Consider the following 14,088-nt stretch of genomic DNA (forward strand, 5'->3'; position numbering starts at 1 on the left):
CTGACTGGCAGGAGATAAGAATGACCGACGAGCACTATCACGATCCATCGAACATCACCAACCCGGAGCATGCCGAGCATCACATCGTTACGCCTGTGACGTATACGATCGTGTTTGTCATCCTGTTGATCTTCACTGGTCTCACCGTTCTGGCGGCCTATATCGACATGGGCATCCTCAATCCGGTCGTGGCGTTGGCCATCGCCAGCATCAAGGCGGTCATCGTCATCCTGTTCTTCATGCACGTTAAATACCAGTCGAAGCTCATCAAGATGACGGTTGCTGCGGGTTTCTTCACCTTCGCTGCGTTGATCACCATGACGCTCAGCGACTACATCAGCCGGGCCTGGGGCCTCTGGTAAAAAGAGCATTCAAGCAAATAGTTTTAGATTTTGCTACACGGAAACGATTGATTTGACGAGAGTGCGGCCTGCGGGCCGCATTTTTTGTTCCCATCAATTCGCGCGAGAAGCTCCGGCTACACTCCTCCTATGGCTTCCCGCATCTCTGTGCTCGATGATGAACTTCAGACTCTCGCTTCCGATTCCCGCGTCACAGTAAGACGTCAGGGTGCGCCCGATCCTGACGGCAAATGTGTCGTCTACTGGATGCAGCGTGCACAGCGCGGCGTCGACAACCACGCTGTCGATGTCGCAGTGCAAGCGGCAAATCTGCTTGGCCTGCCGCTGGTGGTTTACTTCGCCGCCATCTCCAACTTTCCTCACGCCAATCTTCGCCGCTATGCCTTTCTCAATCAGGGGTTGCCTGATATCGAAGCAGATCTCGCTGCGCGCAATATCGCCTTCGTCATGCGCCGCGCACCTCACGAATCGCATGAGCAGCTTCTGGCCGATGTCCGCGCTGCTCTCTTAATCGGCGATGAAAATCCAATGCGCGAGCCGGAGCGCTGGCGCAAGCACCTCGCCTCGCGCCTCAGCATTCCTTTCTGGACGGTCGACACGGACGTGATCGTTCCTTCAAAGCTCATCGAGAAAGCGCAGTATGGCGCTTACACGCTACGTCCGCGCATCAACCGCTTGCTGCCCGACTTCCTGCATCCCTACGCAAACACCCACGCACAACACGCATGGAAGCGCCCGCGAAACTTCCACGCCGACCCGGTCGAAGAGGACATCACGCGCGGCTGGAAGGACTTCGACCGCAGCGTTCTGCCCGTCGATGCGTGGCAGGGGGGGACGCATGCGGCGCTCAAACGCCTCAAGCTCTTCGCCAGCCACATGCTCGATAGCTACGAGACCCAGCGCAACCGTCCAGAGACCGACGGCACTTCGTGCCTCTCGCCCTATCTGCACTTCGGCCATATCGGCCCGCTCACCATCGCGCTCGCCGTCAATGCCGAGGTAAAGAAGCGCCCGCATCTGAAGCAAGCCCGCGACAGCTACTTCAACGAACTGATCACCTGGCGCGAGCTGGCCGTCAACTTTGTCCGCTACACGCCTAACTACGACTCGCCCGACTGCGCCGAGCCGTGGGCAAAGACGACCATTGCGGAGCACGCCCGTGATGAACGCGAGTTCCTCTATAGCCTTGCGCAACTGGAGGGAGCGCAGACCCATGACGATCTTTGGAACGCCGCGCAGCTCCAGATGCTGCATCACGGCTGGATGCACAACCACATGCGCATGTACTGGGCGAAGAAGATTCTGGAGTGGAGCCCTGACATTCCGACTGCAATGAAGCGTGCCATCCATCTCAACGACAAATATTTCCTCGATGGCCGCGACCCTAACGGCTACGCCGGGGTGGCCTGGGCTATTCTTGGCAAGTTTGACCGCGCATGGAACGAGCGGCCCATCTTCGGCAAGATTCGCTACATGTCGGGCGCCTCCACCGGCAGAAAGTTCAACTCGAAGGAATACATCCGACAGAACTACAACTATCAGGAGATTGTTCCCGAGCTTCGCCTGCGATAGATTTTCCTGCATCGATACATTTCAAAAAACAGGGAGTCGCGCAGAGCCGTACATGAGATTTCGCTTATCCCGTTGCGGAACAATTAGAGATTCTTCATCTCATCAAGCGTTGACTTGTTGCTCATCCGCTTGCAGCATCGAAGACAGCCATCCGCATCTCCCCGAAGCAACGCTATGGGCCTGAGCGCAAATCCTCAATTCGCCTGTCGGCGCAGCACTCTCCCTGCCCGCGCTCCTTGCGTGCTGTTGCTTATCGCCTCCATATTTATCTGCATCAGCGCAGACGCGCAGCTCACATCTTTGTCGGCAAAACTTCCCAATGGCACTGTGGACGTACCCGCGCTGCGTACCCGAAACTTTCTCGGCGGACGCACGCTCTCGCAGCGTGTTGCAGCCGGGCAAGCGATGGCTGCCGCTCGTAGGCAGCAGGCTGCGATGATCACGGCACAGCAAGAGTCGTCGCAGATCTCCGGCCTGAATGCGATATGGCAACCTATCGGGCCTAACCAGGTTGCAAGCATCGCCTACGGCAACGTCACCGGACGTGTCACCGCCATCGCCATCGATCCAGACGATTCTTCGGGCAACACGGTTTACCTGGGCACTACCGGCGGAGGCGTCTGGAAGTCGACCAATGCCGCAGGCCTTGCCGCCAACGTTATCTTCACGCCACTCACCGACACGCTTCCTGTTTTTAGCGCCAACGCCGGAAGCTCGGTCATCCCCTCGCTCAGCATCGGTGCCATCAGCGTCCAGCAGGGTGTTGTGCTCGCCGGGACCGGTGACCCGAATGATGCTACGGACTCGTTTTATGGCAGCGGACTGCTTCGCTCCAACGACGGCGGCTCTACGTGGACGCTCATTCAGGATTCGCAGGACCAGACGGCCGGGCGGCACTCTTTTATTGGCCTTGGCTTCGCGGGCTTTGCCTGGAGCACTACCTCTCCCGGCACCGTGGTCGCGGCCATATCGCAGGCCGCGGAAGGCACGCTCGTCAACGCGACGGACACGACCAACAGTGTCATGGGGCTCTACTACTCCACCGACGCAGGGGCCACCTGGCAGATGTCTGTCCTGATGGATGGCAGCCAGATCGTGCAGCGCCCGCTGCCCAACAATCCCGAGCAGGGCGGTAACGCTGCAACGTCGGTGGTGTGGAATTCCATTCGGCAGCGCTTCTACGCCGCCGTCCGCTACCACGGCTACTACGAGTCTACCGACGGAGTGACCTGGACGCGGCTGGCACAGCAGCCCGGCAGCGGCCTGACGACTGCGGCCTGCCCGACCAACCCCGACAGCACCGGCAACCCATCCTGTCCCATCTTTCGCGGCGCGCTTGCCGTACAGCCCAACAGCGGCGATACCTTCGCGTTGACCGTCGATAGCAACAATCTCGACCAGGGATTGTGGCAGGATGTCTGCGGTCTTTCCGGGACAAACTGCACCAGCAACGACCTCACCTTCGCCAAGCGGCTCCCCTCCACGCCGCTCGAAACCGTCAACGCCAGCACGGTCATTCCACAGGCCGACTACAACCTTGCTCTGGCTGCGGTGCCGTCAGGTTCGGATACGGTTCTTTACGCCGGGACCATCGATCTCTATCGCTGCTCGCTCACCGCAGGCTGCAATCTGCGCAATACGACCAACGCCATCGACGGATGCGCCGCACCTGCCATGGTCGCTCCCGCGCAACATGCGATCGCGACGCTTGCCAATTCGACGCTGCTCTATCTCGGCAACGATGGAGGCTTGTGGCGCTCGACCGACGGCGTCAACCAGCAGGCAACTCCCTGCTCGGCTGACGATGCAACTCACTTCCAGAACCTCAACGGTGGTCTTGGATCGCTGGCCGAGGTCACCAGCTTTGCCGAGCATCCTACCGATCCGAACACGCTGCTCGTCGGCCTTGGCGCGAACGGGACTGCTGGTACATCTTCTGCCTTTATGCCGTGGCCGCAACTGGCTACCGGCGAAGGTGGCACCGTCGCCATCGACCAGACTGATCCGCAGCTCTGGTATATCTCCACCGGCGCGGGCGTCAGTATTCATGAGTGCTCCAGCGGGTCCGCCTGCACTGTCGCCGAGTTTGCCGGAACGCCCACCATCGGATCGGCGCAGACCGCCTCCGACTCCTCGCTGATCGACGCGCCGTGGCTGCTCGATCCCGCGCTCCCCGCTAACATCCTCGTCGGCACCTGTCGTGTATGGCGAGGTCCGGCGGCAAGCGGAGCATCGTGGTCTTCGGCTAACGCTGTCAGCCCATTGCTCGCTGGGCCGCAGAATGCATCCTGCGGCAGCACGAATCCGGTGCTGCGTTCTCTTGCAGCCGCAGGCCCGACCGATAGCGCGGCTGCGGCGCAAAACGCAGGCTCGCCTGTCCTCTACGCTGGCATGGCGGGAAGGCTCGATGGAGGCGGCACGTTTGGCGGCCATCTTTTTTCTACCGCTACGGCTGAGACCGACAGCAGCGCCAGCGTATGGAACGATCTCACTCTCTCGCCGGTCACCAACGACACGACACCGTTCAACCCTGGCGGCTTCGACATCTCCTCGCTCGCCGCCGATTCCCACGACCCCACAGGAAAGACACTCTACGCCACGGTAATGGGATTCGCGGGCAACGGTGTTAACGCTGCGCACCTCTATCGCACTGTGGATGCCGGAGCCCACTGGGCCAACATCAGCAACAATCTTCCCAACGCGCCTGCCAACAGTGTGCTCGTCGATCCCAATGACGCCAACACCGTCTACGTCGCGCTCGACACCGGCGTGTACGTCACCACCGAGATCGCCACCTGCGTCAACCCCATCAACAACTGCTGGAGCATCTACGGAACGAGCCTGCCCAACGCTCCCGTCTTTCAGTTGGCTGCAGCTCCCGGCCTGCCTACAGGAGACGGTCGCGTCGGCGAGCTGCGGGTCGCCACCTATGGCCGCGGCCTCTGGCAGATTCCCTTGCTCACTGCGCTTAATCCCGCGCAACCAGCCATCACTCTCGACCCCATTAGCCTTACTTACAACGATCAGGCAGTAGCTACTGCGAGCGCTCCGCAGACAATCACAGTTACAAATTCGGGCAACGCTCCGCTCACGGTCAGCAGCGTTACTATCACTGGTGATTTCAACGAGACCGACAACTGCGCCGCTACGACCATCGCCGTCGGCCTAACCTGCACTGTGCAGGTTCGATTTCTCCCGTCCACACCCGGAAGCCGCACCGGCTTGCTCACCGTCTACGGCAACGTCTCCGGCGGACAGGCCACGGCGACGCTCAGCGGCACTGGAACACCTCCGGCAACTGTCGTTCTTAACCCCATCTCATTGATCTTCGGTTCCACCAGCATCAACTCGACCAGCGCCGCGCAGAACATCACCATCTCCAACAATGGCGGCACCATCACGACGGTTCAAACTCCTACTGTCAGCGGCGGCGGCTTCAGCATCTCCAATAACACCTGCACCTCCGCGCTCATGCCCGACACTGGATGTACTGTCGCCATCACCTTTACGCCCACCGGCTCGGGCGTCAGCTCCGGAACCTTCACCATCACGGACGGCGTAGGCACTCAGGTCGCATCGCTGACGGGCACGGGGACCACGGCTGCTACCGATGCGCTCTCGACCTCGACGCTCGCCTTTGCGGCCCAGGAGCTTACCACCGCCAGCACACCGCAGCAGATCACGCTGACTAACGCAGGCGACGTTGCGCTCACCCTGATCTCCGCCCAAACCACCAGCACCGACTTCACGGTTACCAACGCCTGCGGCAACTCTCTCAATGCGCACTCGACTTGTGCGATGGATGTCGCCTTCCAGCCGCAGAGTCTTGGCCACCTCGCGGCGCAGATCACCATCGCCGACCAATACCGCACCCAGACCGTCGCTGTTACCGGAACCGGCATTGCTCCGCCGGGCGTCTCGCTCTCGCCGCTCTTCAACCTCGACTTCGCTGCGACCGGCGTCGGCCAGACCTCTTCTCCGCAGACCGTTACGCTTACCAACAACGGCGGCCTGCCGCTGAACCTCGACAGCACCGTCCTCACAGGAGACTTCAGCATCGTGCCGGGCAGCGATACCTGCGGTGTTACGCTCGCACCGGACAATGCCTGCACGCTGCAAATCGCCTTCACCCCTGCCGTCGGCGGCACGCGCACCGGTACCCTCACCATCACCGACAGTGCGCCCAACTCGCCGCAGGTGCTGCGCCTGAGCGGCACCGGTGTCGACTTTGCACTCAACCCGGACGGCAACACCACGGTTACTGTGAAAAGTGGCGACAATGCCGTCTTCCCGCTGCTGTTCACCTCTTCGACTTCGCTTCCTGTGAGCTTTACCTGTAGCGGCGCGCCGCTTAACGCGGTCTGCAACGTTAATCCATCGAGCGTTACAGGGGCCGCAACCACTACCGTATCGGTCACTGTCCTTACCGGCACCACCACTGCATCGCTCTTGCCGTCGCACTCTGGAGCGCATTCGATGGTGTGGCTGGCTGCGCTTCTGCCTCTCGGCCTTCTCACTCTTCGCCGAAGACGTTTTTTTAGTCTGCTTGTGCTCTGCTGTCTGTTGCTGCCTCTCGGCTGTGGGGCCGGACGCCAGTTGCCTTCGTCGGGCTCAACCGGCACTCCTCCTGGGCAGACCCCGGTTACACCGGCAGGAACCTATCCCATCGTCGTCAGCGCCAGCAGCGCCGGTCTTAGCCGCACCATCACGCTCACCCTGATTGTCCAATAGGCTGTCCGAAATAATTTATCTCTATCGCTCAGAAACTTCTGTACGATTCAGACGTAGACACGACAGACCACTTCAGAGGCCGACATCAATATGCTTCGCACGAATCTCTCCCGCGCACTGATCGCTGCATCGCTCCTCTTCTCGTCTGTCAGCCTTCTGGCGCAGGCTCCTCCGGCTGGCGAGACGCATCACGAGATGCCGAAGCCCACCAACCTGAAGGTGCTGCCGAAGAATATCTCCGGCGAGGACCTGATGGCGACCATGCATGGGTTTACCGGTGGTCTCGGCGTACACTGCAATTTCTGCCACGAAGAGGACAGCACGACCCACCACCTTAACTTCGCCTCTGACGCCAAGCCCGAGAAGACCTCGGCACGCCTCATGATGCGCATGACCCAGAACATCAATGGCAAATATCTGGCCAAGCTTTCTGACCACGGCGACATGCAGAAGGTCGGCTGCGGCACCTGCCATCGCGGCAACTCCACTCCCAAGGAGTTCGTCGCTCCGCCCGAGAAGCACGGCCCTCCACCCGCACCCGCAAAATAAGCGTCAGCAAGCCGACAAATTGGGTGCCCCATGTCCCGTTTCTGGGACATGGGTTTCCGCACGACCCAAACGTTCGGGTACCCTCAGCTTCGCGCACTCTGCGAAGGGTGGGAGAGTAAAACTCAACCCAGCCCATAAGCCATTGCGCGTTCCTGATCGGTGCAATCGGTGCGATCGGTGTTAAGCCGTCTTCCATCCCAATCTAAACTGCCCGCCCCGCGCTCACCCCGGAAGCCCAAGCCCACTGAAAGTTATATCCTCCCAGCCACCCGGTTACGTCTACCACCTCGCCGATGAAGTAGAGTCCCGGCACCTTCCTGCTCTCCATCGTCTTCGCGTCCAGCTCCGCCGTATCCACGCCGCCCGCCGTCACTTCGGCCTTGGCATAGCCCTCGGTTCCGGCGGGTACTACTCGCCACGTATGAACCTCCTGCTCCATCGCCGCCAGCGCGGTGTTGGTCCATCCCGCAGGTTCATGCAGCGCCACCCACCGCTCCGCCATCCGTCCCGGAAGCACTGTTCGTAGCGCCATCACCGCCGCGCCAGCGTCCCGGCGCGCATTCTTCACCAGCAATGGAGCAAAGACCTCCACCCCCGGAGCCAGATCGACCTCCACAGCCTCTCCCGCTCGCCAGTAAGACGACACCTGCAAGATCGCCGGGCCGCTCAGCCCGCGATGCGTCACCAGCATCTTCTCCTTGAAGCTGCCGCGTCGGCGCTTCGTCCCTGCCGCGGCGACTACCTCAGCCGACAGCCCGGTCAGATCGCACCACCGCGAGGCATCCTCCCCACCCATCACCAGCGGAACCAGCGCCGGACGGCACTCGATCACCCGCAGCCCGAACTGCTCGGCCACGCTGTATCCGAATCCTGTGGCCCCCATCTTCGGTATTGACAACCCTCCCGTAGCCACCACGACCGACTGCGCTTGAAACGTTCCCGCCGAAGTCTCCACCATGAACTTTTCATTTTGCTTTACTGAGAGCACCTTCGTCCCTGTCACCACGCGAACTCCTGCCTCCGCGCACTCCCGTTCGAGCATGGCCACCACGTCCATCGCCGACCGGTCGCAGAACAACTGCCCCAGCGTCTTCTCGTGGTAACGAATCCCATGCTTCTCTACCAGGGCGATGATGTCCGCAGGCGTAAACCGGGCCAGCGCCGACTTGGCGAAGTGCGGGTTCTCCGACAGAAAGTTTTCCGCCCGGCAATGAATGTTGGTGAAGTTGCACCGCCCTCCTCCGGAGATCAGGATCTTTTTGCCCACGCGTTCGGCATGGTCCAGCAGCACCACGCGACGACCCCGGCGCCCAGCTTCGACCGCGCACATCAACCCCGCCGCGCCCCCACCCAGCACCACTACATCCATCTCGTGCACAAAAAACTCCAGTCACCATCCAGTTTCGCACCCGCGACCTACCTGCCCTAATCTCCAATCGACTCCTACCAGCCGGGGTCTTACAGGAAGACATTCCCGTAAACCTCCGGTCGTGAGAGGATTTATCTATGAGCGATTTCATTCCTAAGGCAGGCAGCGTAAAGATTGGTGGATTGGGCCGGGCAGCGCAGAAGCGGCAGGCAGCCCTCGAAAAGGCAGCTCAGGTAAAGACTGGCGCCAAGCCATCCGCCGCGGCATCCGCAGCATCGTTCAAGGCGAAAGATTCCTTTGCCAACACCAAGAAGACGACCTTCCAGCGCAAGGCTGTGTAGGCAAGCCGCGACAGATAACCAATGTCCCAGCCATAATCGGGGTTCATGTTTCAATTTGAGACATGAATTTTGGCGAGGTTCCAAGACACTGGATCGGTCGCATCCTGCGGTCTTGCATGCGACCATAGAGTAATGCCGAAGCCACTCCCCGAATCGCGTCCCCTCAAAACCGTAGCACCCCAGCCCTACGGCCCGGCAGCTACCATCACGCGGCGCGCCGCAGACCGCCTCCGCGCAGGCCATCTCTGGGTCTACCGCTCCGACATCGAATCCCTCATTCCACCACTCGGAGCCACAGGCATCGCTCCGGGTGCGCTGGTCACTATCACCGACAGCCGCGGCATCCCGTTAGGCACAGCCCTCTACAGTGCAGCCTCTCAAATCACTCTTCGGCTCATCTCTTCCGAGGCGGCGCTGTCCCGCCCAGCCTATCTCGAGCAACTTCAAGAACGCGTCGCAGCGGCCCTCACCCTCCGGGAGCAACTCGCGCCTGAGTCGCCCGAAGACAACGCCTGCCGCCTCATCTTCTCCGAGGCTGACGACCTCCCCGGCATTATCGCCGACCGCTACAATGATCTCGTTATCCTTCAGCTACTTACGCAGGGCACTGCACAGGACGATGTCCGCCAAATCCTCACCGAGACCATTCGCGAGCGCCTCCACCCCGCCACCATCATCGAGCGCCCCGACCCCAAGGTTCGTGAACTCGAACAGCTAGCCCCACCCTCACCAGAACCGCTCCATACAAGCACCCCAGCCGCCCCAACCCTGACCACCATCTTCACCATCAACAATCTGCGCCTGCACTATGACGCTGCCTCCGGCCAGAAGACCGGGGCCTTTCTCGACCAGCGCCTTAACTACGCTGCTGCAGCACGTTACGCCCGTGGCCGAGCCCTCGATGTCTGTACCTATCAGGGCGGATTCGCGCTACACATGGCACAGCGCTGCGATCAGGTCACCGGCATCGACGCCAGCCGTGCCGCGTTGGAAGTAGCCGACCGCAACCTCGATCTCAACCCGCAGCTCAAAGCCAAGGTCGAATGGATCGAAGCCGATGCCTTCGAGTTTCTGCGCGATTATGAAGCTGCCGGGGAGAAGTTCGACACCATCGTTCTCGACCCGCCCGCCTTCGCCAAATCGAAACGCGCCGCCGAAGGCGCTCTCCGCGGCTATAAAGAGCTGAACCTTCGCGCCATGAAGATGCTGAATCCGGGCGGAACCCTTATTACCTGTTCCTGCTCCCACCACGTCTCGCCCGAAGAGTTTACGGCGGTGGTGGCCTCAGCCGCCTCCGACGCCGGACGCCGCGTGCAAGTCCTCGAAACCCGAGGCGCCGCTCCCGACCACCCGGCGATTCTGACACTGCCGGAGACGACTTATCTCAAGTGCCTGATCTGCCGGGTCAACTGAGCTGAGTGGCTAATTTCCGCATCTTCCACAATCCGCAATCGGGATGTGGAAAATGCGGCTGTGGTATTCGAAGCTACAAAATATAACGAGACAGGTCCTGGTCCTTCACAATCGAAGCGACTTGCTGCCGCACGTACTCCGGGTCTACCACAATGACCTTCTCCACGCCATTCGCCGTCTGGCGCTCGATCACAGGGAGCGGAGGAGCGGCCTTTTCGCCCTCTTTCAGCGGCGCCGAAGCCCCAATCTCGCCCACAACGCCCTCTTCTGTCACCTCGGTGCGAGGGCTCTTGAACAGGTCGGGGGCCTGGAAGCTGATCTCGTCCAGCACCCGCTCCAGAATCGTGTGTAGCCGCCGCGCGCCAATGTTTTCAGTCGTTTCGTTCACACGGAACGCGAATTGAGCCATCTCCGCAATGGCCTCCTTGGTGAACTCCAGCTTCAGGCCCTCTGTCTCCAGCAGTGCGGTGGCTTGTTTCACCAGCGACGACTTCGGCTCGGTCAGAATCCGCACAAAGTCATCTACCGTCAACGACTGTAGCTCTACCCGGATGGGAAAACGGCCTTGCAACTCAGGAATCAGGTCGCTGGGTTTGGAGACATGGAAAGCTCCAGCGGCAATGAACAAGATGTGGTCAGTCGAGACCATCCCATACTTGGTGTTGACCGTAGTTCCTTCAACGATGGGGAGAATGTCGCGCTGCACGCCCTCGCGGGATACATCCGGGCCGTGGCCGCCTTCGCGTCCAGCGATCTTGTCGATCTCATCGAGAAAGACCATTCCCGAATCCTCGACCCGCTCCACGGCCAGCCGGTTTACCTGATCCATGTCGATCAGCCGGTTCTCCTCCTCCTGCACCAGGTATTCAAATGCATCGGAGACCTTCATCTTGCGCTTCTTGGTCCGGTTGCCAAACAACCCCGGCAGCATGTCCTTCAGGTTGATGTCCATCTCTTCCGAGCCTTGATTGCTGAAGACCTCAAAGCTGGGCTGGTTGCGGTCGCGCACGTCGAGTTCGACCATGCGCTCGTCGAGCTTGCCCTCGCGGAACTGCTGGCGCAACTTCTCCCGCGTTCGCTGCTCGCGCTCGCCCGGCTTCTCGTCGTCATCGTCGTTCGTCGGAGTGGCCGCAGGCAACTGAATCACGTTGCTCCCGGCCTCGTGGGTCGCCGCAGCGGCGGTAGTAGCCGCAGGGGTAGGAGTAGGCGGCAGCAGCAGGTCGAGCAGGCGGTCTTCGGCTGCAAGCTCGGCCTTGTCTTCCACCTCGTCCATCTTCTCTTCGCGCACCATGTCGATGGCGATCTCCACCAGGTCGCGCACAATCGACTCGACGTCGCGGCCAACGTAGCCGACCTCGGTAAATTTGCTGGCTTCTACCTTCAAAAAGGGCGAATTCGTCAGCTTGGCCAGCCGACGCGCAATCTCGGTTTTGCCAACGCCGGTCGGCCCGATCATGATGATGTTCTTGGGCATGATCTCTTCGGCAAGCTCGGGTGGGAGCTTCTGTCGCCGCATCCGGTTCCGCAGCGCGATGGCCACGGCCCGCTTGGCCGCATGTTGCCCAACAACGTACTTGTCCAGCTCCGCGACGATCTCTCGCGGCGTCATCTCATCGAGCGCAAGCGCCTGATCGTCCGCAGTTCCCGGTAAAAAAATTGCCATAAACTTCCCTTACTCCGCCTTCAACTCTTCAATCGTCATCTGGTCGTTCGTGTAGATACAGATCTGACCGGCAATCTTTAGACTCTTGACCGCGATCTCTCGCGCCGACAGATCCGTATTTTCCATCAGCGCTCGCGCGCTCGCCAGCGCATAGCTGCCGCCGCTGCCGATGGTGGCAATGCCTTCATCGGGGTCGATTACATCGCCCGTCCCGCTCAGCAGAAATGTTTGCTTGGGATCGGCCACAATCAGCAGGGCCTCAAGCTGTCGCAGCATCTTGTCGGTGCGCCAGTCCTTGGCAAGCTCCACCGCGGCGCGGCCAAGATTTCCGGCGTACTGCTCCAGCTTGGTCTCGAATCGCGCAAACAGCGAGAAGGCATCCGCCGTCGATCCGGCGAAACCGGCCAGAACTTTATCCTGATAGAGACGGCGAATCTTCTTCGCCGAGCCCTTCATGATCGTGGATCCGAGCGACACCTGCCCATCGGCGGCCATGACGACCGAGTCGCCGCGCCGTACGCAGATCACAGTAGTCGAGCGGATACGCCGACCCTCACCCAGATCGAGCGGGTGGGCGAGCGGAGCAGAGGCAGCTTTCAGGCGGGTTTTCTCACGAATTGGGGACGAGGAAAGAGGCTTCATGGGCACTCCTCAGTATATCGTCAACCCGCTGCCTAGCCGCCGAAGGCGATCTGCTCCAGCAGCACGACATTCAGCGTAAGGATGATGCCAACTGCCACCCATCCTGCGATCTTCGTTCGCCTTGCGCTGACAAACGTCTTCATCACCGTCTGCCGGTTGGTCAGGATCAGCAGCGGAATCAGTGCAAACGGCAGCGTGAAGCTCAATACCACCTGCGAAAGGATCAGAATCTTCAACGGATCGAGCCCTACCCCGATCACCAGCAACGCTGGAATGATCGTAATCAGCCGCCGCAGAAAGATAGAGAACTTGATATCGAGAAACCCTTCGATAATCACCTGTCCAGCCATCACACCCACGGTCGAAGAGGAAAGTCCGGAGCACAGCAAGGCCACGGCGAACACTGTAGCCGAGACCGGCCCCAGCAGTGGACCCAGCGTCTCGTGCGCCTGCTCGATGGTCGTGACAGGATTAGCCAAGTGCGAAAACGCAACGGCCGCCATCAGGATCATCGCTGAATTAATGAGCCATGCTCCGTTCATCGCCACAAGCACATCAATCAACTCGAAGCGCAGATACTTGCGTCGGCGCGAAGACCCCGGCAGCATCGGCTTCTTCTTCAACTCCGCCACACGCGGCTGTACCAGCGCCGAGTGCAGATAGATCACATGCGGCATCACCGTCGCGCCGAGCATTCCCACAGCCACGTACAGACTGGTGTGAAGCTGTTTCGGATCGAGCGTCGGCAACAGCGTCCGGTACGCCGCCAGCTTCCAGTCCGGATGCACCAGGAAGACCTCGAAGCCGTAGCACAGCCCAATCACACCGACGAAGGCCATGATGCCCCACTCCAGCCACTGGTAGCCCGCGAGATCCAGCGCCAGAATCAAAAACACCGCCACCGCAGAGATCAACGCCGCTGCAAACATCGTCTCCGTGCGCGTCCATCCATGTGCCAGCATCGCCGGGCCGACCAGAAGGTAAAGCCCCAGAGCCGCTCCCAGGAACTCTGCGAGATCGGTCGCAATGGCCGAGACCTCTGCTGCCGCCCAGAGAAAGATCGTCATGGGCCGCGAAAAATGCTTGCGGCAGTTTTGCGGCAGCGTCAGCCCGGTCACAATCCCCAACTTGGCCGAAAGATACTGGATGAGAATGGCCATCGCATTCGACCACAACAGCACCCATAGCAGCCGATACCCAAACCGGCTGCCGCCTTCGATGTTGGTCGCGAAGTTTCCCGGATCGATATACGCTACCGAAGCCACAAACGCCGGCCCGAAGTACGTCCAAAGCTCGTTCCGCCGGAACTTGAAGCCGCGTGGAGCCGCCACCGATCCACTCGCCGCCGTCAGCGCAACCGCCGAGTCAGCAACCGGTTCCGTCTCCGTACCGGCAGACGGCGATGATCGAAGGTCTGCCATGTCACTCCAAAAAGAGATGTCAGGG

Annotated in this window: 10 protein-coding genes; 6 read left to right on the plus strand and 4 right to left on the minus strand. The window is 60.5% G+C overall.

Translation table 11 applies throughout. The features are described from left to right. Positions 1-20 precede the first annotated feature (20 nt). From GSQ81_RS15430 to GSQ81_RS15445, 4 genes are all read left to right on the plus strand, one after another. Positions 21-362 (plus strand): cytochrome C oxidase subunit IV family protein, encoded by a 342-nt coding sequence (locus tag GSQ81_RS15430; RefSeq protein WP_158911560.1) that lies wholly within the window; start codon positions 21-23, stop codon positions 360-362. 129 nt (positions 363-491) lie between these two features. After that, on the plus strand, positions 492-1,934 hold the full coding sequence (locus tag GSQ81_RS15435; RefSeq protein ID WP_158911561.1) for a deoxyribodipyrimidine photo-lyase: 1,443 nt from the start codon (positions 492-494) through the stop codon (positions 1,932-1,934). Positions 1,935-2,234: 300 nt separating this feature from the next. Beyond that, the gene (locus tag GSQ81_RS15440) at positions 2,235-6,665 is read left to right on the plus strand and encodes a choice-of-anchor D domain-containing protein (RefSeq protein WP_254060231.1); all 4,431 of its coding nucleotides are present in this window, start codon (positions 2,235-2,237) and stop codon (positions 6,663-6,665) included. Positions 6,666-6,755: 90 nt separating this feature from the next. Next, positions 6,756-7,214, plus strand: coding sequence for a c-type cytochrome (locus GSQ81_RS15445; protein ID WP_158911563.1), 459 nt, complete (start codon positions 6,756-6,758; stop codon positions 7,212-7,214). Positions 7,215-7,416: 202 nt separating this feature from the next. Here the strand turns inward: GSQ81_RS15445 and GSQ81_RS15450 are convergent, their stop codons facing one another. Then, positions 7,417-8,583 carry an NAD(P)/FAD-dependent oxidoreductase gene (locus tag GSQ81_RS15450; RefSeq protein ID WP_158912275.1) on the minus strand — a complete coding sequence of 389 codons (1,167 nt, stop codon included), beginning with the start codon at positions 8,581-8,583 and terminating at the stop codon, positions 7,417-7,419. Positions 8,584-8,720: 137 nt separating this feature from the next. On the opposite strand from GSQ81_RS15450, the gene GSQ81_RS15455 reads away from it, so the two are divergent. Together GSQ81_RS15455 and GSQ81_RS15460 are read left to right on the plus strand one after the other, a co-directional pair. Further along, positions 8,721-8,924 carry a hypothetical protein gene (locus tag GSQ81_RS15455; protein WP_158911564.1) on the plus strand — a complete coding sequence of 68 codons (204 nt, stop codon included), beginning with the start codon at positions 8,721-8,723 and terminating at the stop codon, positions 8,922-8,924. A 132-nt stretch (positions 8,925-9,056) separates the two neighbouring features. Next, on the plus strand, positions 9,057-10,337 hold the full coding sequence (locus GSQ81_RS15460) for a class I SAM-dependent rRNA methyltransferase (protein WP_158911565.1): 1,281 nt from the start codon (positions 9,057-9,059) through the stop codon (positions 10,335-10,337). 73 nt (positions 10,338-10,410) lie between these two features. Here the strand turns inward: GSQ81_RS15460 and hslU are convergent, their stop codons facing one another. From hslU to GSQ81_RS15475, 3 genes are read right to left on the minus strand one after another with little or no spacing between them, the layout of a single operon-like run. After that, positions 10,411-12,000 (minus strand): ATP-dependent protease ATPase subunit HslU, encoded by a 1,590-nt coding sequence (gene hslU / locus GSQ81_RS15465; protein ID WP_158911566.1) that lies wholly within the window; start codon positions 11,998-12,000, stop codon positions 10,411-10,413. A gap of 9 nt (positions 12,001-12,009) precedes the next feature. Then, entirely contained in the window at positions 12,010-12,642 is a 633-nt protein-coding gene (hslV, locus tag GSQ81_RS15470) for an ATP-dependent protease subunit HslV (RefSeq protein ID WP_371715338.1), read from the minus strand. A 32-nt stretch (positions 12,643-12,674) separates the two neighbouring features. Continuing rightward, positions 12,675-14,063: an Nramp family divalent metal transporter gene (locus GSQ81_RS15475; RefSeq protein WP_158911567.1), complete on the minus strand. Its 1,389-nt coding sequence runs from the start codon at positions 14,061-14,063 to the stop codon at positions 12,675-12,677. Positions 14,064-14,088 lie beyond the last annotated feature (25 nt).

The organism is Granulicella sp. L56, from assembly GCF_009765835.1.
Taxonomy (GTDB): Bacteria; Acidobacteriota; Terriglobia; order Terriglobales; family Acidobacteriaceae; genus Edaphobacter.

Excerpts from the sequence above, each read along its gene's own strand:
- GSQ81_RS15460 (WP_158911565.1), top strand. The coding sequence starts at position 9,057 with ATGCCGAAGCCACTCCCCGAATCGCGTCCCCTCAAAACCGTAGCACCC.
- hslU (WP_158911566.1), bottom strand. The coding sequence starts at position 12,000 with ATGGCAATTTTTTTACCGGGAACTGCGGACGATCAGGCGCTTGCGCTC.
- GSQ81_RS15430 (WP_158911560.1), top strand. The coding sequence starts at position 21 with ATGACCGACGAGCACTATCACGATCCATCGAACATCACCAACCCGGAG.
- GSQ81_RS15475 (WP_158911567.1), bottom strand. The coding sequence starts at position 14,063 with ATGGCAGACCTTCGATCATCGCCGTCTGCCGGTACGGAGACGGAACCG.
- GSQ81_RS15455 (WP_158911564.1), top strand. The coding sequence starts at position 8,721 with ATGAGCGATTTCATTCCTAAGGCAGGCAGCGTAAAGATTGGTGGATTG.
- GSQ81_RS15450 (WP_158912275.1), bottom strand. The coding sequence starts at position 8,583 with ATGGATGTAGTGGTGCTGGGTGGGGGCGCGGCGGGGTTGATGTGCGCG.
- GSQ81_RS15445 (WP_158911563.1), top strand. The coding sequence starts at position 6,756 with ATGCTTCGCACGAATCTCTCCCGCGCACTGATCGCTGCATCGCTCCTC.
- hslV (WP_371715338.1), bottom strand. The coding sequence starts at position 12,642 with ATGAAGCCTCTTTCCTCGTCCCCAATTCGTGAGAAAACCCGCCTGAAA.
- GSQ81_RS15435 (WP_158911561.1), top strand. The coding sequence starts at position 492 with ATGGCTTCCCGCATCTCTGTGCTCGATGATGAACTTCAGACTCTCGCT.